Source organism: Sphingobium aquiterrae, from assembly GCF_037154135.1.
In the GTDB taxonomy this organism is placed as follows: Bacteria; Pseudomonadota; Alphaproteobacteria; order Sphingomonadales; family Sphingomonadaceae; genus Sphingobium; species Sphingobium aquiterrae.
Map to the genome: position 1 here is coordinate 125556 of NZ_JBANFL010000001.1, position 23755 is coordinate 149310.

The 23755-nt window shown below is 66.3% G+C and carries 28 protein-coding genes; 13 read left to right on the forward strand and 15 right to left on the reverse strand.

From position 1 onward, the window contains the following. Positions 1–250 precede the first annotated feature (250 nt). On the reverse strand, positions 251–1273 hold the full coding sequence (ruvB, locus tag WFP78_RS00550) for a Holliday junction branch migration DNA helicase RuvB (protein WP_336957812.1): 1023 nt from the start codon (positions 1271–1273) through the stop codon (positions 251–253). 122 nt (positions 1274–1395) lie between these two features. Here ruvB and WFP78_RS00555 point away from each other — a divergent pair, with 122 nt between their 5' ends. Further along, positions 1396–1707: a GIY-YIG nuclease family protein gene (locus tag WFP78_RS00555; RefSeq protein WP_336957813.1), complete on the forward strand. Its 312-nt coding sequence runs from the start codon at positions 1396–1398 to the stop codon at positions 1705–1707. Positions 1708–1769: 62 nt separating this feature from the next. Here WFP78_RS00555 and ruvA read toward each other — a convergent pair whose 3' ends face one another. Continuing rightward, positions 1770–2375 (reverse strand): Holliday junction branch migration protein RuvA, encoded by a 606-nt coding sequence (gene ruvA, locus WFP78_RS00560; RefSeq protein WP_336957814.1) that lies wholly within the window; start codon positions 2373–2375, stop codon positions 1770–1772. A 121-nt stretch (positions 2376–2496) separates the two neighbouring features. Between ruvA and WFP78_RS00565 the strand changes: the two genes are divergently transcribed. Continuing rightward, the gene (locus tag WFP78_RS00565) at positions 2497–2832 is read left to right on the forward strand and encodes a DMT family protein (protein ID WP_336957815.1); all 336 of its coding nucleotides are present in this window, start codon (positions 2497–2499) and stop codon (positions 2830–2832) included. 35 nt (positions 2833–2867) lie between these two features. Here the strand turns inward: WFP78_RS00565 and ruvC are convergent, their stop codons facing one another. The 8 genes from ruvC to WFP78_RS00605 form a co-directional block, all read right to left on the reverse strand. Continuing rightward, positions 2868–3356, reverse strand: coding sequence for a crossover junction endodeoxyribonuclease RuvC (ruvC, locus tag WFP78_RS00570; RefSeq protein WP_336958195.1), 489 nt, complete (start codon positions 3354–3356; stop codon positions 2868–2870). Further along, positions 3353–4096 (reverse strand): YebC/PmpR family DNA-binding transcriptional regulator, encoded by a 744-nt coding sequence (locus tag WFP78_RS00575; RefSeq protein WP_336957816.1) that lies wholly within the window; start codon positions 4094–4096, stop codon positions 3353–3355. The genes ruvC and WFP78_RS00575 overlap by 4 nt, the downstream gene beginning before the upstream one ends. Before the next feature lie 158 nt (positions 4097–4254). Then, positions 4255–4581 carry a heavy metal-binding domain-containing protein gene (locus tag WFP78_RS00580; RefSeq protein ID WP_336957817.1) on the reverse strand — a complete coding sequence of 109 codons (327 nt, stop codon included), beginning with the start codon at positions 4579–4581 and terminating at the stop codon, positions 4255–4257. A gap of 28 nt (positions 4582–4609) precedes the next feature. After that, a complete protein-coding gene (locus tag WFP78_RS00585; protein ID WP_336957818.1) occupies positions 4610–4852 on the reverse strand; it encodes a DUF2312 domain-containing protein in 243 nt (80 codons plus the stop codon). A 90-nt stretch (positions 4853–4942) separates the two neighbouring features. Next, positions 4943–6088 carry a glycosyltransferase family 4 protein gene (locus WFP78_RS00590; RefSeq protein WP_336957819.1) on the reverse strand — a complete coding sequence of 382 codons (1146 nt, stop codon included), beginning with the start codon at positions 6086–6088 and terminating at the stop codon, positions 4943–4945. A gap of 6 nt (positions 6089–6094) precedes the next feature. Further along, positions 6095–6571: a GtrA family protein gene (locus tag WFP78_RS00595; RefSeq protein ID WP_336957820.1), complete on the reverse strand. Its 477-nt coding sequence runs from the start codon at positions 6569–6571 to the stop codon at positions 6095–6097. After that, positions 6572–7279 (reverse strand): ferritin-like domain-containing protein, encoded by a 708-nt coding sequence (locus WFP78_RS00600; protein ID WP_336957821.1) that lies wholly within the window; start codon positions 7277–7279, stop codon positions 6572–6574. Positions 7280–7372: 93 nt separating this feature from the next. Beyond that, entirely contained in the window at positions 7373–7684 is a 312-nt protein-coding gene (locus WFP78_RS00605; protein WP_336957822.1) for a DUF1244 domain-containing protein, read from the reverse strand. Positions 7685–7784: 100 nt separating this feature from the next. On the opposite strand from WFP78_RS00605, the gene pyk reads away from it, so the two are divergent. Beyond that, the gene (gene pyk, locus WFP78_RS00610; protein WP_336957823.1) at positions 7785–9242 is read left to right on the forward strand and encodes a pyruvate kinase; all 1458 of its coding nucleotides are present in this window, start codon (positions 7785–7787) and stop codon (positions 9240–9242) included. A gap of 77 nt (positions 9243–9319) precedes the next feature. On the opposite strand, the gene WFP78_RS00615 is transcribed toward pyk, so the two are convergent. Then, a complete protein-coding gene (locus WFP78_RS00615) occupies positions 9320–10651 on the reverse strand; it encodes a dihydroorotase (protein WP_336957824.1) in 1332 nt (443 codons plus the stop codon). An 81-nt stretch (positions 10652–10732) separates the two neighbouring features. On the opposite strand from WFP78_RS00615, the gene ygfZ reads away from it, so the two are divergent. Beyond that, complete coding sequence (gene ygfZ, locus WFP78_RS00620) at positions 10733–11509, forward strand: CAF17-like 4Fe-4S cluster assembly/insertion protein YgfZ (RefSeq protein WP_336957825.1); 777 nt, start codon at positions 10733–10735, stop codon at positions 11507–11509. 5 nt (positions 11510–11514) lie between these two features. Next, a complete protein-coding gene (locus WFP78_RS00625; protein WP_336957826.1) occupies positions 11515–12267 on the forward strand; it encodes a glutaminyl-peptide cyclotransferase in 753 nt (250 codons plus the stop codon). 156 nt (positions 12268–12423) lie between these two features. Here WFP78_RS00625 and ykgO read toward each other — a convergent pair whose 3' ends face one another. Next, positions 12424–12549, reverse strand: coding sequence for a type B 50S ribosomal protein L36 (gene ykgO / locus WFP78_RS00630; RefSeq protein ID WP_003046794.1), 126 nt, complete (start codon positions 12547–12549; stop codon positions 12424–12426). Positions 12550–12821: 272 nt separating this feature from the next. On the opposite strand from ykgO, the gene WFP78_RS00635 reads away from it, so the two are divergent. Together WFP78_RS00635 and WFP78_RS00640 are read left to right on the forward strand one after the other, a co-directional pair. Continuing rightward, positions 12822–13436 carry a DUF4136 domain-containing protein gene (locus WFP78_RS00635; protein ID WP_336957827.1) on the forward strand — a complete coding sequence of 205 codons (615 nt, stop codon included), beginning with the start codon at positions 12822–12824 and terminating at the stop codon, positions 13434–13436. Beyond that, positions 13433–14551: a M14 family metallopeptidase gene (locus WFP78_RS00640; protein WP_336957828.1), complete on the forward strand. Its 1119-nt coding sequence runs from the start codon at positions 13433–13435 to the stop codon at positions 14549–14551. The genes WFP78_RS00635 and WFP78_RS00640 overlap by 4 nt, the downstream gene beginning before the upstream one ends. A 33-nt stretch (positions 14552–14584) precedes the next feature. On the opposite strand, the gene WFP78_RS00645 is transcribed toward WFP78_RS00640, so the two are convergent. The 3 genes from WFP78_RS00645 to WFP78_RS00655 form a co-directional block, all read right to left on the reverse strand. After that, complete coding sequence (locus tag WFP78_RS00645; RefSeq protein WP_336957829.1) at positions 14585–15469, reverse strand: sigma-70 family RNA polymerase sigma factor; 885 nt, start codon at positions 15467–15469, stop codon at positions 14585–14587. Next, positions 15466–15915, reverse strand: a complete 450-nt coding sequence (locus tag WFP78_RS00650) for a carboxymuconolactone decarboxylase family protein (RefSeq protein ID WP_336957830.1) — start codon at positions 15913–15915, stop codon at positions 15466–15468. Before WFP78_RS00650 ends, WFP78_RS00645 begins: the two co-directional genes overlap by 4 nt. A 91-nt stretch (positions 15916–16006) precedes the next feature. After that, positions 16007–16726: a dienelactone hydrolase family protein gene (locus WFP78_RS00655; RefSeq protein ID WP_336957831.1), complete on the reverse strand. Its 720-nt coding sequence runs from the start codon at positions 16724–16726 to the stop codon at positions 16007–16009. 103 nt (positions 16727–16829) lie between these two features. Here WFP78_RS00655 and gpmA point away from each other — a divergent pair, with 103 nt between their 5' ends. From gpmA to ileS, 6 genes are all read left to right on the forward strand, one after another. Continuing rightward, complete coding sequence (gpmA, locus tag WFP78_RS00660; protein ID WP_336957832.1) at positions 16830–17516, forward strand: 2,3-diphosphoglycerate-dependent phosphoglycerate mutase; 687 nt, start codon at positions 16830–16832, stop codon at positions 17514–17516. A gap of 79 nt (positions 17517–17595) precedes the next feature. After that, positions 17596–18129: a 5-(carboxyamino)imidazole ribonucleotide mutase gene (gene purE, locus WFP78_RS00665; RefSeq protein WP_336957833.1), complete on the forward strand. Its 534-nt coding sequence runs from the start codon at positions 17596–17598 to the stop codon at positions 18127–18129. Next, positions 18129–19199 (forward strand): 5-(carboxyamino)imidazole ribonucleotide synthase, encoded by a 1071-nt coding sequence (locus WFP78_RS00670; protein ID WP_336957834.1) that lies wholly within the window; start codon positions 18129–18131, stop codon positions 19197–19199. Before purE ends, WFP78_RS00670 begins: the two co-directional genes overlap by 1 nt. Before the next feature lie 60 nt (positions 19200–19259). Then, positions 19260–19751, forward strand: a complete 492-nt coding sequence (locus tag WFP78_RS00675; protein WP_336957835.1) for a dihydrofolate reductase — start codon at positions 19260–19262, stop codon at positions 19749–19751. 73 nt (positions 19752–19824) lie between these two features. Further along, positions 19825–20766, forward strand: a complete 942-nt coding sequence (locus WFP78_RS00680) for a bifunctional riboflavin kinase/FAD synthetase (RefSeq protein ID WP_336957836.1) — start codon at positions 19825–19827, stop codon at positions 20764–20766. A gap of 125 nt (positions 20767–20891) precedes the next feature. Further along, positions 20892–23726, forward strand: coding sequence for an isoleucine--tRNA ligase (gene ileS, locus WFP78_RS00685; RefSeq protein ID WP_336957837.1), 2835 nt, complete (start codon positions 20892–20894; stop codon positions 23724–23726). Positions 23727–23755 lie beyond the last annotated feature (29 nt).

Genomic DNA, 23755 nt, shown 5'->3' on the forward strand with positions numbered 1-23755 from the left:
GAAACTGAAGCTTCAACAACGGTTACGAACGCTCAGAGCGACAGTAAGGCGGCACAACTCGCAGCACCATCCGAACCTGTGGTGATTTTTGCACCTCCGCATGAGGTGGTTCAGCGGATTCCAAATGCCTCAGAAGTTGACGAAGTTGCTTGTTCTGGCAACTGCACAGGGAATTAGGTTGAGGAGAAGGCATGACGCACGCCGCCCATGGCATGTCCGCTAATGGTCGCTTCCAGATCCCCTTCACCCCTCAATCGAACAACCCGTCCTGCGCGCCTTCCGGCGGGTTCAGCCCAAGATGCTTCCATCCACCCGCGTTCAAACAGCGCCCGCGCGCCGTGCGGGCGACGAGGCCGAGCTGGATGAGATAGGGTTCGATCACTTCCTCGATCGTGTCGCGCGGTTCGGAGAGGCCGGCGGCCAGGGTTTCCACACCCACCGGGCCGCCCCGATAGATATCCGCGATCATCATCAGGTAGCGGCGGTCCATCAGGTCGAGGCCGAGATGATCGACATCGAGCCGGGTGAGGGCGGAATCCGCAGCCTTGGCGTCCACCACCTCGTGCCCCGCCGCATGGGCGAAGTCGCGCACGCGGCGCAGCAGGCGGCCGGCGATGCGCGGGGTGCCGCGGGACCGGCGGGCGATTTCCTTCGCGCCATCCGGGGCGATGGGCAGGCCGAGCAGGCCGGCGGCGCGGCGGATCACCAGTTCCAGCTCGTCCACCGTGTAGAAATTGAGCCGCACGGGAATGCCGAAGCGGTCGCGCAGCGGGTTGGTCAGCAGGCCCTGCCGCGTCGTCGCGCCGACCAGCGTGAAATGGGGCAGGTCGATGCGCACGGAGCGGGCGGACGGCCCCTCGCCGATCATCAGGTCGAGCGCGCGATCCTCCATCGCGGGGTAGAGGATTTCCTCGACCGCGGGGTTCAGCCGGTGGATCTCGTCCACGAACAGTACGTCGCCCTCGTCCAGATTGGTGAGCAGCGCGGCCAGATCGCCCGATTTGGCGATCACCGGGCCGGAGGTGGCGCGAAAGCCCACGCCCATTTCCTTGGCAACGATCTGCGCCAGCGTCGTCTTGCCAAGGCCGGGCGGGCCGAAGAACAGCACATGGTCCAGCGCCTCGCCCCGCGCCTTTGCCGCCTGGATGAAGATGCGCAGATTCTCCCGTGCGCCCTTCTGCCCGACAAATTCGTCCAGGGTTTTCGGGCGCAGCGCGGCGTCGACATCCTCGGCGCGGCGGGCGGGGGTGATGATGCGGTCGGCGTCGGTCATGATCTCGTTACCGATGCTTCCGTTCGCCTCAAACCGTCATGCTGAACCTGTTTCAGCATCCATGGTGCCTTGGGCACTGAGTGGTCTTGTCGTACTGTCGGTTCCGTAACATTCTGTACTGAATGATCCGGCAACCCTGCGTCTATATTCTCGCCAGCCAACCCTATGGCACGCTGTATATCGGCGTGACGTCCAATCTGCTTGTGCGCCTGCACCAGCGCCGCAGCGATGCCGTACCGGGCTTTACCTCCCGCCATGCCATCCACAGTCTGGTGCGCTTTGAGTATTGCGGAACTATGGAAAGCGCAATCTTGCGTGAGAAGCAGCTCAAGCGCTGGCATCGGCAATGGAAGATCAACCTGATCGAGAGTGAAAACCCTCAATGGATTGATCTTGCGGTGGGGATAGGGCTGCCGCCCTTTGCGCGGCGTTGAAGGCTTGATGGATGCTGAAACAAGTTCAGCATGACGAGCGGGAAAGGGGCAAGTTTGGAGGCTCACTTCGCCGCCTTCCGCAGCGCGAGGCGCACCAGGGCGTCGAGGGTTGCGCCTTCGCCGATATCCGCTTCGGCCGCCGCGACGGCGGCGCTGGCTTCATGCGGCTTGAAGCCGAGATTTTGGAGTGCCGACACCGCGTCGGCGCCATTGCTGCCGCTGGGCAGGGGCGCGCCACCCGCCGCGATGGCGCTGCCCACCGGCGCGACGCCGATCTTGTCCTTCAGCTCGTTGACGATGCGCATGGCGAGCTTTGGCCCCACGCCGTTGGCGCGCGCCACCATGGCCTTGTCGCCCATCGCCACCGCGCGGTGCAGCTCGGCCGGCTCCAGCGCGGAGAGGATGGCGAGGGCTACGCGCGATCCCACACCCTGCACGCCCGTGAGCAGGCGGAACCAGTCGCGCTCCTCGCCGCGGGCGAAGCCGACGAGGCGGATCGAATCCTCGCTCACCAGCATTTCGGTGTGGATGGTCACGGCTTCGCCCACATTGCCCAGCGCGGCCAGCGTGCGCGCCGACGCGCCGACCAGATAGCCCACGCCGCCCACGTCGATCACCGCATGGTCCAGCCCGGTGCTGTCCAATATGCCCCTGAGTTTGGCGATCATCTATCCAGCCCCGCGATCATGTTATGTTCTTTAGCGGATCGCCGCCGGAGCGCCAGCTTTTTGCGCGCCGTGCAAGATCCTGCGTGACAGGATCGCCACCCACGCGCAGGATGAGGCGACCATGCCGACCGTCGCCCTGCTCGTCTTTTCCAACCTGTTCATGACCATTGCCTGGTACTGGCATCTGAAAGGGGGGATGGGAAAGCCGCTGATGCTGGTCATCCTGATCAGCTGGGGCATCGCCTTTTTCGAATATTGCCTGGCCGTGCCCGCCAACCGCATCGGCTATGCCGGCGGCTGGAGCGCGGGGCAGCTGAAAGTGGTGCAGGAGGCGATCGCGCTGCTGGTGTTCGGCGGCTTCATGGTCGTCGTGCTGAAGGAGCCGCTGCACTGGCGGCATCTGGCGGCCTTTGCCTGCCTGATGGCGGCGGTGGGGTTTATCTTCAGCGGGAAATAGCGCGCCCTGTTTCTCTTCGTTCGGCGCTGCTCGGCTCAGCGTGGGAGGCGCCGGGCCGTCGCCAGATGATGGGCATGGGTGATGGCGACGGCGAGCGCATCGGCCGCATCGGCGCCGGCGATCTTCACGCCGGGCAGCAGGCGACTGACCATGGCATGCACCTGTTCCTTGCTGGCATTGCCTACGCCGACCACGGATTTCTTCACGAGCCGGGCGGCATATTCGCCTACGTCCATGCCGGAGCGGGAGGCGCCCAGCAGCACCACGCCGCGCGCCTGCCCCAGCTTCAGCGTGGATTGCGGGTTCACGTTGACGAACACCTCCTCCACCGCCGCGCTGTCTGGCCGATGCTCCAGGATCAGGTCGGTCAGCGCGAGGTCGAGCGCCAGCAGGCGCGTTGCCAGCGACATCGTGCTGTCAGTCTTGATCTGCCCGTTGGCGATGTGCGTCAGGCGATTGCCGTCCGCCGCGATGACGCCCCAGCCGGTCGTGCCCAGGCCGGGGTCGAGGCCCAGGATGACTATCCCAGCTTCTCCATCACGTCGTCGGAGATTTCGTAATTGCCCCAGACGGTCTGCACATCGTCGTCATCGTCCAGCACGTCGATCAGCTTGATCAGCGTGCGGGCATCGTCTTCGCCGACGTCGCTCTTGATATTGGGCTTCCAGGCGAGCTTCACCGCCTCGGCCTCGCCCAGCGCCTTTTCCAGCTCGCGGGCGACTTCATGGAGCGAATCCATGCTGGTCCAGATCGAGTGGCTGTCCTCGTCGCTCTCGACATCGTCGGCGCCGGCCTCGATCGCGGCTTCGAGGACTTTCTCCTCGTCGCCGACGGTGGCGGGATATTCGATTAGGCCGAGCCGCTCGAAACCATGGCTCACCGCGCCGGACGCGCCCAGGTTGCCGCCATTTTTGGCAAAGGCGGTGCGGACGTTGGTGGCGGTGCGGTTGCGATTGTCGGTCAGCGCCTCCACGATCAGCGCGACGCCGCCGGGGCCATAGCCCTCATAGCGGATTTCCTCGTAATTATCGCCTTCGCCCTTGGTCGCCTTGTCGATGGCGCGCTGGATATTGTCCTTGGGCATCGACTGCGCCTTGGCCGCGTTCACGGCGGCGCGCAGGCGTGGGTTCATGTCGGCATCGGGCATGCCCATCTTCGCCGCCACGGTGATTTCGCGGCTGAGCTTGGAGAACATGGCGGAGCGCTTCTTGTCCTGCGCGCCCTTGCGATGCATGATGTTCTTGAATTTGCTATGGCCGGCCATGTCTGCCTATCCGTGCCCTATGGTTGTGATGAACGTGTTTGCGATGAAGAGTGGCGGCGGCCTTACATCAGGAGTGCTTGAAAGGGCAAGCCGGGCGGCGCTTTGGTAGCAGACGGACAGGACATGGAGCGGATCGCCCCGCGCACGTCCCGAGTCTCTCAAACAAGCACCGCCGTGCCGGTGGCGGAGACCATCAGCATCGATCCGTTGGCGCCCAGCACTTCATAGTCGAGGTCGACGCCGATCACCGCATTGGCGCCCAGCGATGCGGCGCGGGTGCGCATTTCCTGCAGCGCCTGTTCGCGGGCGCGCTGCAGCACATCCTCATAGGCGCCCGAGCGCCCGCCCACGATGTCGCGCACGCTGGCGAAGAGATCGCGGAACAGGTTGGCGCCCACGATCACCTCGCCGGTGACGATGCCGAAATAATGCTGCGCCGGGCGCCCCTCGACATTGTTGGTCGTGGTCACGATCATTTCGGACATCGCTTCGTCTCCCTGGGTGCGCGCCGGCTTATTCGATGCCGAGCGCGTTTTTATAGGTTTCCAGCAGCGCTTCGGCTTCCTGGCGCACATGGCTTTCCAGCTTGCGCAGGCGCACGATCGACCGCATCGTCTTCACGTCATAGCCGGTGGACTTGGCTTCCAGATAGACGTCCTTGATATCGTCGGCGATGCCCTTCTTTTCCTCTTCCAGGCGCTCGATGCGCTCGATGAAGAGGCGTAGCTGTTCGGCGGCGACATTGTCTTCGCTCATATATCATAACTCCAGTGACTGTGAATCGGTTGGCCGTGCTCTAGGGGGCAAGTCCGGCGCTGTCGAGGTTCGGTGCATGCGGGCGCGCCATCATGCCGCATGGGCGCGGCGGTCCAGCACGCTGCGATAGGCATGCTCGACGCTTTGCGACGCGGCGTTCCAGCCATGGGCGCGGCTTGCGCGCCGGGCGGACATGCCGAGCGCCCGCCTGCGTCCGGGGTCCGCGATGAGCGCTTCCACGGCGGCGGCCATGGCGGCCGCGTCCTGTGGCGGGCAGAGGATGCCGCTCTTCCCGTCGCGGATCAGCATGGCGGAGCTGGGCGAATCGGTGCTCACCACCGCAAGGCCGCTTGCCATCGCTTCCAGCACGACATTGCCGAAGGCTTCGGTCAGGCTGGGGTGTAGCAGGATGTCGGCGCTGGCGACGGCGCGGGCGAGGGCTTCGTCCTGCAGATGGCCGGCGAAGAGGACGCGGTCGAGGGGCGCGAAGGCGTCCGCCGCCGGCCCCGCCCCGACGATGAGCGGGCGCACATGCGGGTTCCGGTCCTGCAACGCGCGCACGCTCTCCACGAACATGGCGATGCCCTTTTCCAGCACCAGCCGCCCGAAGAACAGGATGGCGATGTCGTCGTCGGCAAGGCCCTGCGCCCGGCGCCACGCCATGTCGCGCCGTGCAGGATCGAACATCAGGCTGTCGACGCCGCGCCCCCAGAGGCTGACCCGGTCGTCGCCGCGCAGCGCCGCCATCTGCGCCATCAGCGCGGGCGTGGGGGCGAGCACATGGTCGCTGCGGCGATAGAAGCGGCGCAGATGCGCTTCGATCAGCCCGCGCGCCCAGCCAAGCCTGTAATAGTCGAGATAGGCTTCGAACCGGCTATGCTGGCTGGCGACGACCGGGATGTTGCGGCCGATGGCGAAACTCTGCGCCCTTGTGTCCAGAATATCGGGCGTCGAGACATGGATGATGTCGGGGCGGAAACCGGCGATATCCTGCCGGATCGCGCGGGGAAGGCCCATCGCCAGGCGAAATTCGCTGCGGACCGGCAGGGCGACCGACGGCACCGGCACCAGCGTGCCCGCGGGAATGAAGGCGGGCGTATCCGTCACCGGCGAATAGACGCGCACGCGATGGCCGCGCTCTTCCTCCAGATAGCGCACCAGCCGGTTGAGCGCCTGATTGGCGCCCTCCTTGAGGTAATTATAATTGCCGGAAAACAGCGCTATCCGCATCGTCATGCCGCCCTACAGCCTGCGGAAATTGAACGTGGCGTTGAGCAGGAAGGCGGTGAGGCCGGCAAGGACCGACACCAGGACGCGCGCCACCAGATAGTGGATCGATGTCCATCGCAGCATCGCGGCATAGAGCAGCATGGTGATGGCCATGCCGATGGCGGCGTTGACGAGGAAATAGAGATAGCCCGAGGCGACATGGCGGTCGGTGCCCGGAAAGATCCAGCGGCGCCCAAGCGCATAATGCAGCGTGTTCGCGACCAGCAGGCCAAGAGCGGCCGCCCACAGCCTGTTCGATCCGGCCATCTGCACCATCGCCCACAGGATCGCCATGTCCAGCGCGAAGACGAACGCACTGACGATGCTGTTGCGCATCAGCATGCCGGCGGCGCGGCGCGAGAAAAAGCGCGCACGGATGCCCCGGCCCCCTGCGGGCGCGGCATGACGGGAAGGCATGTCGACCGCGTCGATGGCCGGATGATCCGGCATTCAGTGGGTCAGCGCCATGGGGTGCGGCGGTTTGGCCTCGCCCTCCGGCGCAGGCAGCGGGGTCGGGTCGCTCGCATCGGGCCAGTCGGCACGGCGGGGCAGGCGCGGGGAAAGGAACAGCAGCGGCAGCTTCAGGAACAGCAGCTCGGAATGGATGAAGCCGTCGATCATCCGCTCCCACCAGGCGGGCGGACGCCGGCCATGGGTGGCGAGCCAGCCTTCATAGGGCTGCCAGTGGCTCGGTTCGTCCCGTTCGATGATGCGGAAGATCTTGATGAGCGCGGCATCCCGCCGCACGACCGGATGGCGCAGCAGGATGTCGACCTGCCGATAGCCGCGCCGCTCGGTCAGCGCGATGACGCGGGCCAGCCTTTCGAACAATGCGTCGCTGTCGATCACCGCCTGCGTGTCGAGCGTGTCGATCCGGGTGCGGAACATGATCTCCACGAAGCGGTCGATATGGCCGCAGGTGCGATCCACCGCAAAGGGCATGACGCCGCGCAGCGCGAACCAGCGGCGGAACATCATATAATGTTTCCGCTCGTCCATGCGATGCTTCTCGATCGCGGCGATGAATATATGGTCGCCGGGCGCACGCACGCGCACGGCGGCCAGCACGCGGTCGATTGCGGTATAACCGCGATGTTCGTTGTAGATATAGATCGACCCCAGCAGATCGAGATAGCGACGGCGAAACCAGGCAAGCATCAGGACGGAACCCTTCAAGCCAATAAGATTGCCCTTTTATGTCTGTTGCGTCGCATGCCGTTTCCGGCACCGCCTCGGCGGCGCGCGGATATCCTAATGCCCCGGTGCGTTTTTCGCCACGCTTTCCTTCATCCGGGCAAGCTGCTGCGGCGTCGCCTCGCCCTGGTGGCGGGCTTTCCATGCGTCGAAGGGCATGCCGTAGACGATCGCGCGCGCCTGCGCCTTGTCCATCGGCCGGCCCTGTTCGGCGGACGCATCGGCAATCCAGTCGGCCAGGCAGTTGCGGCAAAAGCCCGCCTCCCCCATCAGGTCGATATTCTGGACATCCGTGCGGTGGCGCAGATGCGCCAGCAGGCGGCGGAAGGCGGTTGCGGCGACCGCGTCATCCATTATGCTGTCGGCCATTGACTAATCTCCATCATTTCGTGTCATCGACATCTTATACCGGTGCCATAGCCCATCGTGCGGGGGGCGATACAGGCGCAGCATTGCAACAGGAGTATCCGTGAAGAAGTTTTTGCCCCGCACGCGCAAGGTGCGCATTCTCGCTACTCTTGGTCCCGCCAGCAACAGCCCGGAGATGATCCGGCGGCTCTTCCTTGCCGGCGCCGACGCCTTCCGCATCAACATGAGCCACGGCGCCCATGCCGACCATGCCGAGCGGATCGCCGCAATCCGCGCGCTGGAAAGGGAATATGGCCGGCCGACGACGATCCTCGCCGATCTGCAGGGCCCCAAGCTGCGCGTGGGCACCTTTGCCGACGACAAGGCGGTGACGCTGGAGATCGGCGCGCCCTTCATCCTCGACCGCGACGAGACGCCGGGCGATGCGACGCGCGTCAACCTGCCGCATCCGGAAATCTATGCCGCGCTGATCCCCGGCACGCGGCTGTTGATCGACGACGGCAAGCTGGTGCTGCGGGTGAAGGCGGTGAGCCCGGAGCGGATCGACACGGTGGTCGAGGTCGGCGGGCCGCTGTCGAACCGCAAGGGCGTGAACGTGCCCGACGTGGTGGTGCCGATGGCGGCGATGACGGACAAGGACCGGCGCGACCTCAGCTTCGCCATGCAGCAGGGCTGCGACTGGATCGCGCTCAGCTTTGTGCAGCGGCCCGAGGACCTGGCCGAGGCGCGCAAGCTGATGGGCGGCTATGGCGCGCTGCTTGCCAAGATCGAGAAGCCGGCGGCGGTGCAGCGGCTGGACGAACTGCTGGAACTGGCCGATGCGGTGATGGTGGCGCGCGGCGACCTGGGCGTGGAACTGCCGCCCTATGCGGTGCCGCCGATGCAGAAGCAGATCGTGGAAAGCGCGCGCCGCTGGGGCAAGCCGGTGGTCGTCGCGACGCAGATGCTCGAATCGATGATCGTCGCGCCTACGCCGACCCGTGCGGAAGTGTCGGACGTGGCCACCGCGGTCTATGATGGCGCGGATGCGATCATGTTGTCGGCGGAAACGGCGGCCGGCGCCTGGCCGGAGGAGGCCGTGGCGATGATGGACGCCATCGCCCATTCGGTGGAGCGCGATCCGGGCTATCTGGCCCGCCTGCACTTTACCGAGACCAAGCCGGACCCGACCACCGCCGACGCGCTGGCCGAAGCGAGCAGCACCATCGTTTCGACCCTGGGGGCGAGCGCGATCTGCTGCTTCACCTCCACGGGCAGCACGGTCCGCCGGGTGGCGCGGGAGCGCCCCGCCGCGCCGATCCTGGCGCTGACCCCCCGGCAGGACACGGCACGGCGCATCGGCCTGATTTGGGGCGTCCATGCGGTGCGCACCAAGGATATCGGCAGTTTCGAGGAGATGATCGGCAAGGCCCGCCGCATGGCGCTGCGCCACGGCATGGCGGCGGCGGGGCAGAAGGTGATCGTGCTGGCCGGCGTGCCCTTCGGCATCGCGGGGTCGACCAATGTGATCCATGTCGCGACGATGCGGGGCGACGAGTTGAAGGGGCGCGAGGAATAGAGGAGAGGCGTCGTCATTGACGCCCCGCTCTCCGTTCGGCCCCGGATCAGGTCCGAGGCCGAACGGGGGGTGAATCTTCAGGCGAATTCGGTCGTTTCGAAGCGCACGGGTTCGCCCACCGCATCATTGGCGAGGCTGTCTTCCCACATCACGCGGTTGCCGCGGATGATGGTGCCCACGGCCTTGCCGGTCAGGTCCATGCCCTCGAAGGGCGACCAGTTGCAGCGTGAGGCGAGCCAGTCCGGCCCCACCGTCCAGCGCTTCTTGAGATCGACGATGGTGAAGTCGGCGTCGTAACCCGCCGCGATCCGGCCCTTGCCCACCAGCCCGAAGACACGCTGCGGCCCGGCGCTCGTCAGTTCGATGAAGCGGGCGAGCGTCGTGCGGCCGTTCGCCACATGGTCGAGCAGCAGCGGCACCAGCGTCTGCACGCCCGGCATGCCGCTGGGCGAGGCAGGGTAGGTCTTCGCCTTTTCCTCGATCGTGTGGGGCGCATGGTCCGATCCCAGCACGTCGGGCACGCCCTGGTTGAGCCAGTGCCACAGGCCGTCGCGATGCGCGCCGCTGCGGATCGGCGGGTTCATCTGCGCATAGGAGCCAAGGCGGGGATAGGCCTCTTCGCCGGCCAGGGTCAGGTGCTGCGGCGTCACCTCGCAGGTCGCGATATCCTTGTGCGCGCTGATATATTCCAGCTCGGCGGGGGTGGTGACGTGCAGGATGTGGATGCGGCGGCGCGCGGCGCGGGCCAGCGCGATGATCCGCTTCGTCGCGATCATCGCGCTTTCATCGTCGCGCCAGACGGGGTGGGACGAGGCGTCGCCCTCCACCCGCAGGTCCTTGCGCGCGTTCATCCGCGCCTCGTCCTCGGCATGGATGGCGACGCGGCGATAGCCCGACGCCAGCACGCGGGCGAGCGCGCTGTCATCGTCCACCAGCAGGCTGCCGGTCGACGCGCCCATGAAGATCTTGACCCCGGCCGTGCCCGGAATGCGCTCCAGTTCCTTGAGCTGTTCGGCATTGTCCGCCGTCGCGCCGACATAAAAGGCATGGTCGCACCACATGCGATGATGGGCGCGGGCTAGCTTGTCGGTGACGCGGTCCGCGCTGTCGGTGTTGGGATTGGTGTTGGGCATTTCGAACACGGCGGTCACCCCGCCCAGCACCGCCGCGCGGCTGCCCGATTCGAGGTCTTCCTTATATTCGAGGCCCGGCTCGCGAAAATGCACCTGGCTGTCGATGACGCCGGGGAGAATATCCAGCCCGGTGCAGTCGATGCTTTCGCCCGCATCGCCAAGGCCGGCGCCGATGGCCGCGATCCGCCCGCCGATGACGCCGACATCGGCACTGGCCGGGCCGCCGGGCGTATGGACGGTGCCGTTGCGAAGGACGAGGTCGAAAGTCTGCGGCATGGGGCCTGCTCCGGCATGGGTTCGCGCGGAATCGCCCGCGAACGACTTGGAAGGGGATCGCTTCTGCCCTACCTAAAGCCGATGCCCAACACCACCCTTGCCGCCACCACCCCTGTCGTCACCACCTTGGCCGACCGCTCTGTCATTCGCCTGTCCGGGGAAGAGGCCGGCCCCTTCCTTCAGGGCCTTGTCACCCAGGATGTGCTGGCCCTGGCCGATGGCGCGCCGCGCTGGTCGGCGCTGCTGTCGCCACAGGGCAAGGTACTCTTCGACTTCATCCTGTGGGCCGATGGCGACGATGTGCTGATCGACTGCGAGGCCGCGCAGGCCGATGCACTGGCCCGCCGCCTTTCCCTCTATCGCCTGCGCCGCAAGGTGGAGATCGCCCGCGACCTGGCGCTGTTCGTCCACTGGTCGCCCGAATCGGCGTCCGAATCAGCCGCCGCGCCGCTGGACCCGCGCCTGCCCGCCCTCGGCCATCGCTGGCTGTCGCCCGAATCGGATGGCGACGCGTCGGCGCTCTGGCGCAGCCATCGGCTGTCGCTGGGCGTGCTGGAGGGCGCGGCTGAACTGGGGCAGGACCAGACGCTGTGGCTGGAGGCCAATGCCGGGGAGCTGAACGGCGTCGATTTCACCAAGGGCTGTTATGTGGGGCAGGAGAATACCGCGCGCATGCATTATCGCAGCAAGGTGAACCGCCGTCTGGTCGCCGTGCCGCTGGCGCAGGCCGACGAGAAGCGGCAGCGCGCGGCGCTGGCCGATCTTGGCCTGTCGGTGGAACTGCGCCGGGTGGAGGATCTGGCGGCGGCCGACCTGCCGCCATGGCTCGCCGCCGCCATCGCGCAGGGGGCGGAGTAGGCCCGATGCGGATCATCGCTGCGCTGCTTGGCGCGCTCCTGCTCGCCGTTGCGCCGGCCGCCGCCGAGACCCGCTGGACGCTGGTCAACAGCTATCCGCATGACCGCACGGCCTTCACCGAAGGGCTGATCTATGTGGATGGCCATCTCTACGAAAGCACCGGCCAGCCGGGCGTTTCCGACATTCGCGAGGTGCGGCTGAAGGATGGCAAGATACTGCGTCGGGTGCGGTTGGAGCCGCAATATTTCGGCGAGGGCATCGTCGACTGGGGCGACAGGCTGGTCAGCCTCACCTGGCGCCATCGCCGGGGCTTTGTGTGGAAGCGCGGGGATTTCACCCGATTGTCCGATTTCCGCTATGAAGGCGAGGGCTGGGCGCTGACGCAGGATGGCCGCCACATCATCATGAGCGACGGCACCGCGCAGTTGCGCTTCCTCGATCCGGAGACGCTGGCCGAAACGCGGCGAATCACCGTGACATGGAACGGCAAGCCGGTCTCGCTGCTCAACGAGCTGGAGTATGTGAAGGGCGAGATCCTGGCGAATATCTGGTACAGCAACCGCATCGCCCGCATCGATCCGGCGACCGGCGCGGTGATCGACTGGATCGACCTCTCCTCCATTGCCTCGAAGATGAATGCGCAGGCCGCCGATCAGGGGGCGGTGCTGAACGGCATTGCCTATGATGCGAAGGCCGACCGGCTGTTCGTGACCGGGAAATACTGGTCGCAGCTGTTCGAGATCAAGCTGGCGCGTTGAATGCGCGCCGCGCCTGCGCTCCTGCCTTCGCAGGAGCACGTCTGACAACAACCGCACACACGCAACAAGGCGCCCGATCGTGGATCAGGCGCCTCGCGGGGGACGTGCCGTCCCGGAAACCATGGGCGATGCCGTCAGGCGCCGCCCATCGTGGCTTCAGCCCTGGCGGGCCTTGAAGCGACGGTTGGTCTTGTTGATGACATAGGTGCGGCCGCGGCGACGGATCACGCGGTTATCCCGGTGACGGTCCTTGAGCGACTTCAGCGAGTTGCGGATCTTCATGAGCGCAGCTTTCGATTGATTCTGTGTGTCGGAAAAACGAAGCGCAGCCCCTATGGGGGGACGGGGGCAAAGTCAAGGGTCGGTCGCGGCTTTCCGTCCGGGTTTTCCGTCCGGGTCTTGCCGGTTGCCTCCGTTCATCGCGGGTGCATCCCCATGGGCGCACCCGATCATGCCATGGCGCATCCTGTCCGGGCGCGCTACGGAGAATGCGTGACGGCGGCGTCCTGCCGATGTGAGTCCCCTGACGAACCCTCCGCCGCGGAGTCGATATGATGTCTGTTTCTTCCCTTTCTTCCCACCGCCCCCTTCTGGTCGCCCTTGCGGCGCTGGCGCTTCCGCTTGCCGGCTGCGCGACGGCGGTGCCGCCGGTCGAGGTGACGCGATTCCACACCGGCGCGCCGGCGACATCGGGCACGTTCACCGTGGAGGAGATGATCGGCAATCCCGACGTCAGCCTGGAATTCCGCACCTATGCCGCCGCCGTCAGCCAGCAGTTGCAGGCCGTGGGCTTCAGCGCGGGCGATGCGAAAAGCAGCGATGTCATCGCCTCGGTCGCCTTCCGCCGGGGATTCCGCCCCAGCGGCATCGATCGTTCGGGCAAGCCGGTGAGCGTCGGTGTGGGCGGATCGACCGGCAGCTATGGCAGCGGGCTGGGCATCGGGATCGGCATCAACCTGTCGGGCAAGCCCAAGGATATCGTGAGCACCGAAATGTCCGTCCGCATCAAGCGCCGGTCGGACGGCGCCGTGATCTGGGAAGGCCGCGCGCTGACCGAAGCGAAGGAGGGCACGCCCGCATCCCAGCCCGGCCTTGTCGCCGGCAAGCTCGCCCAGGCATTGTTCAAGGACTATCCGGGTCAGTCGGGCCAGACTATACGGGTGAAATGACACTCAGCATTTCCAGTGCCTTCGACGCAGGCAATATCCGCGTCATCGCCGCCACGGACACCACCGCACAGCTGGAGATCGTGAAGGATCACCAGAGCGACTTCTATCAGTGGTTCCATTTCCGGGTGTCGGGCGGCGCAGGCAGGGAATTGACGCTCAGGATCACCAATTGCGCCGGCTCCGCCTATCCTGACGGCTGGCCCGGCTACAAGGCGCGGGTGAGCGAGGATCGCGAGAACTGGTTCCTCGCCGATACCGACTATGCCGACGGCACGCTGACGATCCGCGTCGAGCCGGACGGCAATGCGCTGTGGGTCGCCTATTTCGCGCCCTATGCGATGGAGCGGCACCATGACCTGATCGCTTGGGCGATCAACCAGCCGGGCGTGGCGCATCGCGAACTGGGGTTGACGCTGGACGGCCAGCCGCTCGACCTGCTGACGCTGGGCGAGGGGCCGAAACAGGTGTGGCTCTATGCCCGCCAGCATCCGGGCGAGAGCATGGCCGAATGGTGGATGGAGGGGGCGTTGGAGCGCCTGTGCGACATGGAGGATTCGGTCGCCCGCCTGCTGCGGCGCGAGGCGACCTTCCATATCGTGCCGAACATGAACCCGGACGGCAGCAGGCGCGGCCATCTGCGCACCAATGCCGCGGGGGTGAACCTTAACCGCGAATGGCATGAACCCAGCATGGAGCGCAGCCCGGAAGTCTTCCTGGTACGCGGCGCGATGGACAAGACCGGCGTCGATTTCGCCATGGACGTGCATGGCGACGAGGCGATCCCCCATGTCTTCATCGCCGGCTTCGAAGGCATCCCGTCGATGAAGGACGGCCAGCTCGCGCTCTACCATCGCTATCGCGATACGCTGGCGGCGCGCACGCCCGATTTCCAGACGAAGGTGGGCTATCCGGTGGCATCGGCGGGGCGGGCGAACCTCACCATGTCGACCAACCAGCTGGCCGAACGCTTCGGCGCGGTCAGCATGACGCTGGAAATGCCGTTCAAGGACAATGACGACCTGCCCGATCCCGATTTCGGCTGGTCGCCCGCGCGCTCGGCCCAGCTTGGCCGCGATTGCATGGCGGTGCTGGCGGAGATCATCGGCGACCTTTAGAACCAGTCGCCGTTCAGCCCCTGCGGGCGCGGGTCATTGCGGCCCTTCGACCAGCGGCAGCAGGTGGCGCAGCTTTTCCGGGTTGCGCATGATGTAGATCGCCCGGATCACACCGTCGGCGATGTCGAAGGCGGTCGATTGCAGGATGTCGCCCTTTTCCAGGCTGACATAGCCGGGCAGCCCGTTGATGAGCCCGCGATGCAGGATGCGGCGCGGATAGCCATCGGCCTTGCGCTCGATGCCGGCGAAGAAGCGCGCCACCTTGTCCGGATCGTGCAGGATGTTCATCGTCGCGCGGACGATGCCGCCGCCATCGGCATGGACGGTGATGTCGCCCGCGAGCAGCTGGCCGAGCGCCGCGACATCGCCGCTGCGCGTCGCCGCCATGAAGGCGTCGACCAGCCGGTCGCCTTCGCCGGCGTCCAGCGGGAAGCGCGGGCGCCCGGCCTGCACATGGGTCCGCGCGCGCGTGGCGAGCTGGCGGCAGCTTGCTTCGGATCGGCCAAGCTGGCCCGCGACCTCGGCGAAATCCATGTCGAAGATGTCGTGCAGCAGATAGGCCGCGCGCTCCAGCGGGGACAGGCGCTCCAATGCCAGCAGCAGCGCGACGGAGAGCGATTCGGCCTGTTCCAGCGCGACATCCGGGCCGACGCCGGCCACCAGCGGCTCGGGCAGCCACGGCCCGACATAGGTCTCCCGCCGCGCCCGCGCCGACCGCAGCTGGTCGAGGCACAGATTGGTGACGATGCGGGAGAGGAAGGCGCGCGGGTTGGCGATGTCCGCGCGGTCCTCGCCCTGCCAGCGCAGCCACGCTTCCTGCACCATGTCCTCCGCCTCGCTCAGCGCGCCCAGCATGCGATAGGCAAGGCCGAGCAGGTGCGAACGGTGGCGCTGGAAGGTGGCTGCCTCGCCTGTCACCGGTCGCGGGCCGGGTGGACCATGCGGAAGCCGACGCCGAAACGGTTCCAACCGTTGATGGCGACGATCAGCAGGGTCAGGTCGACCTTTTCCGCATCGGTGAAATGCGGATCGAGCGCGTCGTACAATGCATCGTCCGGGTGACCGGAGGGCAGCGTCGTCAACGCTTCGGCCCAGGCGAGGGCGGCCCGTTCGCGCGGGGTGAACAGGGGCGAATCATGCCAGCCGTTCAGCACGAAGATGCGCTGCGGCCGCTCGCCGGCCTGGATCATGTCATGGGCGTGCATGTCCATGCAGAAGGCGCAGCCATTCATCTGCGACACGCGCATGCGGATCAGTTCGGCGAGCGCCGCTTCGATGCTGGTGGCGCGCGCGGCGTTTTCCAGCGCCATCATCGCCTTGAACGCGTCCGGCCTGGCCTTGGCATAGTTCAGTCGGGTTTCCATCGGATCATCCTTTCATTTCATGTTTGGATGCCGACAAGACGGGGCAGCGGCGCATGGTGTGACATGCGCCCACCTTTTTAATTTATGTCATTCAGTCGAGGATTTCCTCCAGAAAATCCATCATCGCCTTCCAGCTGCGGCGATCGGCGTCGGGCTGATAGCCCATGCCGTGGGTCGCCAAGTCCACCGCCTCGTCGGTGAAGGCGTGGCTGGTATGGCCATAGGCGTGGATCTGCCAGTCGGCGCCGCCGTCCGTCAGTTCCCTTGCCAGCGCCACGGTGGCCTCTTGCGGGGCGACGGGATCGTCCCAGCCATGGCAGACCAGGATCTTCGCGGCGATCGGCGTGGCGCTGGCATAGGGCGCGGGATCATAGACGCCGTGGAAGCTCACCACGCCCTTCACGCCCAGGCCCGCGCGGGCCATGTCGAGCACGCATTTGCCGCCGAAGCAGAAACCGATCGCCGCGCAGCGGTCCGCGTCCACGCCCGGCAACGCCTTGAGCGCCGCCAGCGACGCGTCGAGCCGGGCCTTGAGCAGGTTCCGGTCGGCATTGAGTTCCGCCATGTAGCGGCCCGTGTCCGGTTCGCCGCGCCGGGTGCGCTTGCCCTGGCCGTAGATGTCCGCCACCAGCACCCGGTAGCCGAGCGCCGCCAGCCGCTCCGCCCGCACGAAATCCGCTTCCTTCGTGCCCAGTACATTGGGGATCAGCAGCACGCCCGGCTGCACGCCCGCCGAATCGTCGCCTGCCGCCATGCCTTCGAAGGGGCCGCCTGGACCGTCATACAGGGTCACAGTGCGCTTGATCGTCATGTCTTCATCTCCGCTTTGGTCGCTCCCGGCCCCGGCCGCTTGCATGGCCGACAACAGCCGTTATGGAAAGCCGCGACATGCCCTCGTGCAGGAGAAAATGCCCATGCCCACGCTCGTTCTCATCCGCCATGGCCAGTCCGCCTGGAACCTGGAAAACCGTTTCACCGGCTGGTGGGATGTCGACGTGACGGAAAAGGGCGCGGCCGAGGCAAAGGCCGCCGGCGCACTGATGAAGGAGAAGGGGCTGGATTTCGACAGCTGCTTCACCAGTGTCCAGACCCGCGCGATCAAGACGCTGAACCTTGCCCTTGAAGCCATGGGTCGCCTCTGGCTGCCGGTCGAGAAGGACTGGCGCCTCAACGAACGCCATTATGGTGGCCTCACCGGCCTCGACAAGGCGGAGACGGCGGCCAAGCATGGCGACGCGCAGGTGAAGATCTGGCGCCGCAGCTTCGACGTGCCGCCGCCGCCGCTGGAAGCGGGCAGCGCATTCGACCTGAGCCAGGATCGCCGCTATGCCGGCATCGCCATCCCGGCGACCGAGAGCCTGAAGGACACGATCGCCCGCGTGCTGCCCTATTGGGAAAGCCGGATCGCGCCGGAGCTGAAGGCCGGCAAGCGCGTGCTGATCTCCGCCCATGGCAATTCGCTGCGCGCGCTGGTGAAGCATCTGTCGGGCATCCCCGACGACGAGATCACCGAGCTGGAAATCCCGACCGGCCAGCCCATCGTCTATGATCTGGACGACAATCTGGCGGCGCGCGACCGCTATTATCTCTCGGAGCGTTGAGCAAAGGGCAGGTCGGGCGTGAGGGCTTGCCGTTCGCAGCCTTCGTCCCTAATGCGCTGTGCTTCTCCTGAAGGGGCGGATGATGGGCGAAGCAGCAACAAGTGGTCGGGCGGGCGCGGTGGACGTCGGCATCATCATGGGCAGCCGCTCGGATTGGGAAACCATGCGCCACGCGGCCGAGACGCTGGAAGCGCTGGGCGTGCCTCATGAGTGCAAGGTCGTTTCCGCCCACCGCACGCCGGACCGGCTCTATGATTATGCCAAGAGCGCCGCGGGCCGCGGGCTGAAGGTCATCATCGCGGGCGCTGGCGGCGCGGCGCATCTGCCCGGCATGGCGGCGGCGATGACGCGCCTGCCGGTGCTGGGCGTTCCGGTCGAATCGAAGGCGTTGAAGGGCATGGACAGCCTGCTCTCCATCGTCCAGATGCCCGCCGGCATTCCCGTCGGCACGCTGGCCATCGGCCGGGCGGGCGCGGTGAACGCGGCGCTGCTGGCCGCAGCGATGCTGGCGACGACCGACGAGGCGCTGGCGCAGCGGCTGGACGCATGGCGCGCGCGGCAGACGGCGGCGGTCGATGAAAGCCCGGTCGACCGGGACGGCGAAGGCGCCTGATGCGGACGATCGCGCCGGGCGGCACCATCGGCATATTGGGCGGCGGCCAGCTGGGCCGGATGCTGGCGATGGCGGCGGCGCAGCTTGGCTATCGCACCCATATCTACGCGCCGGAGACCAGCGGCCCCGCCGCCGACGTGTCGCCCCGCTGGACGCATGCGCCCTATGAGGATGCCGCCGCGCTCGCCGCCTTTGCCGATGGCGTCGATGTCGTCACCTATGAATTCGAGAATATCGACGCGGGCGCGGTCGACGTGCTCGCCGCCCACGGGCTGGTGCGGCCGGGCGTCAAGGGCCTGCGCATTGCGCAGGACAGGCTCGCCGAAAAGCGCTTCGTCAACGATCTGGGCGGCGTCACCGCGCCCTTCGCGGCGGTCGACAGCCTGGACGATCTGGAGATCGCGCTGGACGGGATCGGCAGCCCGGCGATCCTCAAGACCAACCGCATGGGCTATGACGGCAAGGGGCAGGCGCGGATCATGGTGCCCGGCGATGCCGTGGGCGCATGGAACGCCATCGGCCGGGTGCCCGCGATCCTTGAGGGCTTCGTCACCTTCGAGGCCGAATTCTCCGTGATCCTGGCGCGCGGGGCGGATGGCGACATCCGCTTCTGGGACAGCGCGGTGAACGTCCATCGCGACGGCATTCTCGCCACCTCCATCGCGCCGGCGCCCGATGTCGTGCTGGCGCAGGTGGATGCCGCGCGCGCCATGGCCCGCAATGTCGCCGATGCGCTGGATTATGTCGGCGTGCTGGCGCTGGAATTCTTCGCCTCGCCCGAAGGCCCGGTGTTCAACGAAATGGCGCCGCGCGTCCACAATAGCGGGCACTGGACGATCGAGGGCGCGCTCACCAGCCAGTTCGAAAATCACGTCCGCGCCATTTGCGGCCTGCCGCTGGGCGCCACCGCGCTCACCGCGCCGCGGGTCGAGATGCGCAACCTTCTGGGCGACGAGGCCGGGCAATGGCTGGAGATCCTTTCCGACCCTAGCAATCACCTGCACCTTTATGGCAAGGGGGAGGCGCGGCCGGGGCGCAAGATGGGGCATGTCACGCGCCTTGTCCGCTGACGGACGGATATAATCAAAGAATGAGGATGCAGCAGCGATGATCCCGGGAAACATTGCCGCATGAACCGTCCTGAAATCGTGTTGATGCTGGCCCGCGCCGACAATGGCGTGATCGGGCGCGAGGGCAAGCTGCCCTGGCACCTGCCCGCCGACCTGCGCCGCTTCAAGATGCTGACCCAGGGCCGCCCGATGGTGATGGGGCGCAAGACCTTCGAAAGCCTGCCGGGCCTGCTGGACGGGCGGCGGCATATCGTCCTGACCCGCGATCGCGACTGGCAGGAGGAAGGCGCCGAGGTCGTCCATGACGTGGAGGCCGCGATTCGCGTGGCCAACGCGCCGGTGATCGCCGTCATCGGTGGCGCGGATATCTTCCACCTCTTTGCCGACCGCGCGGACCGGGTGGAAGTGACGCAGATCCATGCCGACGCCATCGGCGATGTCGTCATGCCGCCTTTCGATCCCGCCATCTGGGAAGAGGTGGCGCGGGAAGACCATGGGGCCGATGCCGGGCGCCCGGCCTACAGCTTCGTCACCCTGAGGCGGCGGCCCTGAGCGTGTCGCTGGCCGCGATTGTGGACATTGCGCCGCATTGCGTGCTGCCGCAGCGCCCCCTATAGCGCGGCCGATGGAGCGGCTGGACAGCGGCGCCCCGGTCCCCGCGCATCTGCGCGGCGCGATCCTGGCGCTGGGCAATTTCGATGGCTTTCACCTGGGCCACCAGGCGGTGGTGGCGCGCGCCCTGGCGCTGGCCCGGGCGCAGGGGCGGCCGCTCATCGTCGCGACCTTCGATCCGCATCCCGTCCGCCTGTTCCGCCCGGATGCCGCGCCCTTCCGCCTGACCACGCTCGACCAGCGCGCGCGGCTGTTCGCGCGGGCCGGGGCCGATGCGATGCTGGTCTTCACCTTCGATCGCGCCTTTGCCGCCCTTGGCGCGGAGGCGTTCGTAGACCTGCTGATCGGCAAGATCGGGGCCGCAGGCGTCGTGACCGGACAGGATTTCACCTATGGATCGGGGCGCAGCGGCAATGTCGCCCGCCTGATGGAGGCCGGCGCGCGCCGGGGCTTCATCGCGGAAGCGGTTGCGCCGGTGACGGATGCGCATGGCGAGGTCGTCTCCTCCAGCCGTATCCGCGAGGCGCTGCAGGCGGGGGATTGCGCGACCGCGACCGGCCTGCTCACCCGCCCCTTCGCCATCGAGGGCAAGGTGCAGCATGGCGACAAGCTGGGCCGCACCATCGGTTTCCCCACCGCCAATATCGACATGGGCAAATATCTGCGCCCCGCCTATGGCATCTATGCCGTGCGCGGGCTGCTGCCCGACGGCCGGGTGCTGGACGGCGCGGCGAACCTGGGCATCCGCCCGACCTTCGATCCGCCCAAGGAACTGCTGGAACCCTATTTCTTCGACTTTGCCGAAAGCCTTTACGATCAGCTGATCGAAGTGCAGCTGATCGAATGGTTGCGTGCCGAGGCGAAGTTCGACGGTCTGGATGCGCTCGTCGCCCAGATGGAGGCCGATTGCGATCGCGCCCGGCAAATCCTTGCGGCGACGCCCCACCTCGCCTAATGCACCGGGCACGATTTTTCGTCCGTTTGCCCTGAACCTGCCGAAGCCCCGCACCTGTCTTGCAGGAAAAGGACGGCCCTTCGACAGGCTGAGGGCAAACGGACCTTTGTTTTGACCGGACCCGTATGACCGACCAGCCTGCCAAAGAAACCCAGGATTATAAATCCACCGTCTTCCTCCCCGTCACCGACTTTCCGATGAAGGCGGGCCTGGCGCAGAAGGAGCCGGCGATTGCCGCGCGCTGGGAAGCGATGGACCTTTACGGCCAGTTGCGCGCCCGCCGCGCCGGGCGTGAGCGTTTCATCCTGCATGACGGCCCGCCCTATGCCAATGGCGACATCCACATGGGCCATGCGCTGAACAAGGTGCTCAAGGACATCATCGTGCGCGCGCAGACCCTGCTGGGCAAGGACGCGCCCTATGTGCCCGGCTGGGACTGCCACGGCCTGCCGATCGAATGGAAGATCGAGGAGGAATATCGCAAGAAGAAGCTGAACAAGGACGAGGTGCCGGCGCAGGAATTCCGCGCCCAGTGCCGCGCCTATGCCGACAAATGGGTGGGCGTGCAGAAGGAGCAGTTCAAGCGCCTGGGCGTGATGGGCGACTGGAACGATCCTTATCTGACCATGAAATATGAGGCGGAGGCCGCCATCGTCGGCGAGCTGCTGAAGTTCGCGGAAAGCGGCCAGCTGTATCGCGGCGCGAAGCCCGTGATGTGGTCCCCGGTCGAAAAGACCGCGCTGGCCGAGGCCGAAGTGGAATATGAGGATGTGACGTCGACGCAGATCGACGTGGCGTTCGAGATCGTGGAAGCGCCGAATGCGCCGGAACTGGTCGGCGCCCATGCGGTGATCTGGACGACGACTCCGTGGACGATCCCGGTGAACCAGGCGATCGCTTATGGGGAAGAGATTTCCTATTGGCTTGTCACAATTAACGGCCAAGGACGTTTCTTGCTCGCTGAGCAACTGGTTGAGTCATTTGCTCAGCGTTTGGGTACTGAGGGCGCGCGGCTGGTTGATGTTCATTGGCGCGGCAAAGGCACAGACCTCGCCGGCGTCATCGCCCGTCACCCGATGCACCATCTGGGCGGCTTCTTCGCGCGGCCGCGTCCGCTGCTGCCGGCCGATCATGTCACCACCGATGCCGGCACCGGCCTTGTCCACATGGCGCCCGACCATGGCGAGGAGGATTTCCTCGCCTGCAAGAAGCTGGGCATCGATCCGGTGTTCGCGGTGGATGATGCGGGTTTCTACCGCGCCGACTGGGAATGGCTGCCCGGCCAGGGCAGCGTCATCAACACCAAGTTCAACGGCCCGGAAGGTCCGATCCTGACCGACCTGCGCGCCGTGGGCGCGCTGCTCTCGGCCAGCGACTTCAAGCACAGCTATCCGCATAGTTGGCGGTCGAAGGCGCGCATCATCTTCCGTTGCACGCCGCAATGGTTCATCCCCATGGACGATCGCCATACGAGCGCGGAGAATGCAGCGGAGCTGGCTGCTGCTGCCGGCAATGCCTCCACCCTGCGCGGCGTCGCGCTGGACGCGATCCAGAACACCCGCTGGGTGCCGGAGCGCTCGATCAACCGCATCCGCTCGATGGTGGAGGGGCGCCCGGACTGGGTGATCAGCCGCCAGCGCGCCTGGGGCGTGCCGATCGCGCTCTATGTGCATCGCCAGAGCAGCCATTATCTGAACGACCCCGCCGTCAATGCGCGCATCGTCGATGCCTTCAAGGCCGGCGGCGCGGACGCGTGGTTCGGCGCGGATCATCAGGCGCTGCTCGGCCCCGATTATGCGCTGGCCGATTATGAGGTGGTGAACGACATTCTCGACGTGTGGTTCGACAGCGGATCGACCCACGCCTTCACTGTCGAGGCGCGCTACGGCGCGGGCACGCGCGCGGACCTGTATCTGGAAGGGTCGGACCAGCATCGCGGCTGGTTCCAGTCCTCGCTGCTGGAAAGCTGCGGCACCCGTGGCCGCGCGCCCTATGCGGCGGTGCTGACCCATGGCTTCGCGCTGGACGGCAATGGTCGCAAGATGTCGAAGAGCCTGGGCAATGTCGTCGATCCGCTCAAGATCATGAGCGAGAGCGGCGCCGACATCCTGCGCGTGTGGGTGGCGAGTACCGACTATTTCGATGATGTGCGCATCGGCAAGGAAGTGCTGGCCGGGGCAAGCGACGCCTATCGCAAGCTGCGCAACACCTTCCGCTATCTGCTGGGCGCGCTGAGCGATTTCACCGAGGACGAAAGGCTAGCCCCCGCCGACATGCCGGAGCTGGAGCGCTACATGCTCCACCGCGTGGCGGAGCTGGATGCGGAGCTGCGCGGTGTGGTCGACAAGGGCGCGGGATCGGAAAGCTGGCTGGAATTCAGCCGCTACACCCGCGCGCTGATGGACTTCGCCAATAGTGACCTGTCTGCCTTCTTCTTCGATATCCGCAAGGATTGCCTCTATTGCGATGCGAAGGGCGACCTCAAGCGTCGCGCCTATCGCACCGTGCTGGACACGCTGTTCCATGCGCTGGTCCGCTATGCCGCGCCGATCATCCCCTTCACCGCGGAAGAAGTGTGGCAGAGCCGCTTCCCCAACGAGGCGGAGAGCGTGCATTTCCTTGAATGGCCGACGGTGGATGCCGGCTGGCGCGACGCGGCGCTGGGCGAGAAGTGGGCCGATATCCGCGCCACCCGCGATCAGGTGAACGAGGCGATCGAGCCGCTGCGCCGCGAGAAGATCGTCCGTTCCAGCCTGGAAGCGGACGTGAAGATGGCCGGCGTGCCCGCCGACGTCGATTTCGCCGAAATCTGCATCGTGGCGAAGGTGGAGGACGCAGGCGAGGGCATCAGCGTCACGCCCTCCGACTGGCACAAATGCGGCCGCTGCTGGCGCCTGCTGCCCGAAGTCGGCGAAGACGGCGCGCTCTGCGACCGCTGCGAGGATGTGCTGAAGGCATGATGATCTCCTCCTTCCGTCATCCTGAACTC

What these genes read in the sequence shown, in the direction of transcription:
- WFP78_RS00640 (WP_336957828.1), top strand. Translation starts at nt 13,433, where the DNA reads ATGACACTCAGCATTTCCAGTGCCTTCGACGCAGGCAATATCCGCGTC.
- gpmA (WP_336957832.1), top strand. Translation starts at nt 16,830, where the DNA reads ATGCCCACGCTCGTTCTCATCCGCCATGGCCAGTCCGCCTGGAACCTG.
- purE (WP_336957833.1), top strand. Translation starts at nt 17,596, where the DNA reads ATGATGGGCGAAGCAGCAACAAGTGGTCGGGCGGGCGCGGTGGACGTC.
- WFP78_RS00580 (WP_336957817.1), bottom strand. Translation starts at nt 4,581, where the DNA reads ATGTCCGAAATGATCGTGACCACGACCAACAATGTCGAGGGGCGCCCG.
- WFP78_RS00585 (WP_336957818.1), bottom strand. Translation starts at nt 4,852, where the DNA reads ATGAGCGAAGACAATGTCGCCGCCGAACAGCTACGCCTCTTCATCGAG.
- WFP78_RS00615 (WP_336957824.1), bottom strand. Translation starts at nt 10,651, where the DNA reads ATGCCGCAGACTTTCGACCTCGTCCTTCGCAACGGCACCGTCCATACG.
- ruvB (WP_336957812.1), bottom strand. Translation starts at nt 1,273, where the DNA reads ATGACCGACGCCGACCGCATCATCACCCCCGCCCGCCGCGCCGAGGAT.
- WFP78_RS00655 (WP_336957831.1), bottom strand. Translation starts at nt 16,726, where the DNA reads ATGACGATCAAGCGCACTGTGACCCTGTATGACGGTCCAGGCGGCCCC.
- WFP78_RS00595 (WP_336957820.1), bottom strand. Translation starts at nt 6,571, where the DNA reads ATGCCGGATCATCCGGCCATCGACGCGGTCGACATGCCTTCCCGTCAT.
- WFP78_RS00625 (WP_336957826.1), top strand. Translation starts at nt 11,515, where the DNA reads ATGCGGATCATCGCTGCGCTGCTTGGCGCGCTCCTGCTCGCCGTTGCG.
- WFP78_RS00605 (WP_336957822.1), bottom strand. Translation starts at nt 7,684, where the DNA reads ATGGCCGACAGCATAATGGATGACGCGGTCGCCGCAACCGCCTTCCGC.
- WFP78_RS00600 (WP_336957821.1), bottom strand. Translation starts at nt 7,279, where the DNA reads ATGCTTGCCTGGTTTCGCCGTCGCTATCTCGATCTGCTGGGGTCGATC.
- WFP78_RS00575 (WP_336957816.1), bottom strand. Translation starts at nt 4,096, where the DNA reads ATGGCCGGCCATAGCAAATTCAAGAACATCATGCATCGCAAGGGCGCG.
- WFP78_RS00565 (WP_336957815.1), top strand. Translation starts at nt 2,497, where the DNA reads ATGCCGACCGTCGCCCTGCTCGTCTTTTCCAACCTGTTCATGACCATT.
- WFP78_RS00555 (WP_336957813.1), top strand. Translation starts at nt 1,396, where the DNA reads ATGATCCGGCAACCCTGCGTCTATATTCTCGCCAGCCAACCCTATGGC.
- ruvA (WP_336957814.1), bottom strand. Translation starts at nt 2,375, where the DNA reads ATGATCGCCAAACTCAGGGGCATATTGGACAGCACCGGGCTGGACCAT.
- WFP78_RS00590 (WP_336957819.1), bottom strand. Translation starts at nt 6,088, where the DNA reads ATGACGATGCGGATAGCGCTGTTTTCCGGCAATTATAATTACCTCAAG.
- WFP78_RS00635 (WP_336957827.1), top strand. Translation starts at nt 12,822, where the DNA reads ATGTCTGTTTCTTCCCTTTCTTCCCACCGCCCCCTTCTGGTCGCCCTT.
- WFP78_RS00670 (WP_336957834.1), top strand. Translation starts at nt 18,129, where the DNA reads ATGCGGACGATCGCGCCGGGCGGCACCATCGGCATATTGGGCGGCGGC.
- ygfZ (WP_336957825.1), top strand. Translation starts at nt 10,733, where the DNA reads ATGCCCAACACCACCCTTGCCGCCACCACCCCTGTCGTCACCACCTTG.
- WFP78_RS00680 (WP_336957836.1), top strand. Translation starts at nt 19,825, where the DNA reads ATGGAGCGGCTGGACAGCGGCGCCCCGGTCCCCGCGCATCTGCGCGGC.
- WFP78_RS00650 (WP_336957830.1), bottom strand. Translation starts at nt 15,915, where the DNA reads ATGGAAACCCGACTGAACTATGCCAAGGCCAGGCCGGACGCGTTCAAG.
- ileS (WP_336957837.1), top strand. Translation starts at nt 20,892, where the DNA reads ATGACCGACCAGCCTGCCAAAGAAACCCAGGATTATAAATCCACCGTC.
- ykgO (WP_003046794.1), bottom strand. Translation starts at nt 12,549, where the DNA reads ATGAAGATCCGCAACTCGCTGAAGTCGCTCAAGGACCGTCACCGGGAT.
- WFP78_RS00675 (WP_336957835.1), top strand. Translation starts at nt 19,260, where the DNA reads ATGAACCGTCCTGAAATCGTGTTGATGCTGGCCCGCGCCGACAATGGC.